The following is a 1,583-nucleotide window of genomic DNA, read 5'->3' on the forward strand; positions in this document are numbered from 1 at the left end:
ACCAGTAAAACAGCATCAAAAAAGATAAAAAGCGAGTATAATTAACGTTTATTAAACGTAAAAACACAATATACCATTATGATTAAACTTATCATAAATCCATCAATAAAAAATGAGAAAAGAATTGGTTTTATTAAAGCTTATATACCCCATAAAAAAGGTAAATAAAAATATAAAATAGGTTAACAAGATAATATATTTAAAACATCACCCGATTTTAATAATGTTTTCAACTGGAGATTAAACTTTTTTATCAGCCAGTTAAATAATCGATTATAAAAATCCCGAATAACAAAAGCGGCAAATAAATCATTTAACCGAATACGAACTGGATTGTTTTTAGCATTATTTTTATACGGTTTGATTTAAATCATGCCTCTTTTTATACCATTAATGTGATTTAACGCTTAAATACCCGTTTAATCATTATAACCTTTCTGGCAAATGAATTAGCTAGACTTTTCAATATTGTTGATGTAATAATGCGTTATTAAATGAATTAACCGATTTATTTAAGCATGATTTAAATAGATACGGGTGAATGGGGTTAAGTGAAAATCTAAAATCAGATGGCGAGTCTATTTTAACAAATAAACGATTTTATTCTGATAATCCTAATCATTTTTAAAATGATATTGACTAAATTACATGCCATTTATTATGCTAAAATAAATCTCTTTTTAAAAAGTTAAAAACTTTCTATTTAAACACACCAATAAACAATCAAATCACGTTTGAAAACTGACGCAGGTAAATATCAAATCAATATAAAGATACTACAGATAATGCGGATTTCAGCAGGCCACGATCTGGATCTCGTTGGTACTCAGTTGGATATAATTTAAAAAGTATGCAACCCAGTGTCCTCACATCGGGTGGAAATATTTATATTAACAGTGATATATTATCAAATCAGGCATTGAGCAAAATTGAAGCCGGAAAAGATATTTTCCTGACGGGGAAAAAACTTTCCAATACAAGCAAAATATCGGAAGAAGCATCAGGATATTTCAATCTCTTTGAATACTTCCCTAAGGACACGTATGTATCTATAGCCGATTCACTTAATACCCCCTCCGGTATCTATAAACTCTCTTCTAATAAGATCCTTGAAAAAATCAACACCTATCACCCATGGGATGATAAAAGTTATCATATTTTACCGCCGGGTGAAGTAAAATACGATATAAGAAAAGACAACCTGATCCTTGAACGGGCAAGTATCATCGCGAAAGGTAATCTTATCGCCGACTTTAGCGACAGCATTAATATTGATACTGACTACCCACATAAATCGCCCCCCAGTTCAGATTTCTATTATGATCTTCCGGCCAGCAGTGAAAATCTGCCGGAAATACTGTCGGCTAAAAATATCTTATTACACGGTGGAGAAATCACCCTCAAAGATAAAATCAACGCAGCTAATGATGTAAACATAATTTCTGAAAGCGATATTACCCTTAAAAACTCAACACTTTCGGCACCCAATAATTTATCTATGGCTGCCGTCAATAATATCAATATCTGGCAAAGTAATATAAAAGGAACGGATATCACCGCTATCAGCCGTCATGGAGATATTC

The 1,583-nt window shown here is 31.8% G+C and carries 1 pseudogene; it reads left to right on the forward strand.

Features of this window, described 5'->3' with window-relative positions:
- Positions 1-850 precede the first annotated feature (850 nt).
- Positions 851-1,583 (forward strand): annotated as a pseudogene (locus ACGF63_RS22800) (hemagglutinin); the annotation flags it as partial.

The sequence above is a fragment of the Photorhabdus sp. RM322S genome (genome assembly GCF_042879395.1).
Classification (GTDB): domain Bacteria; phylum Pseudomonadota; class Gammaproteobacteria; order Enterobacterales; family Enterobacteriaceae; genus Photorhabdus; species Photorhabdus khanii.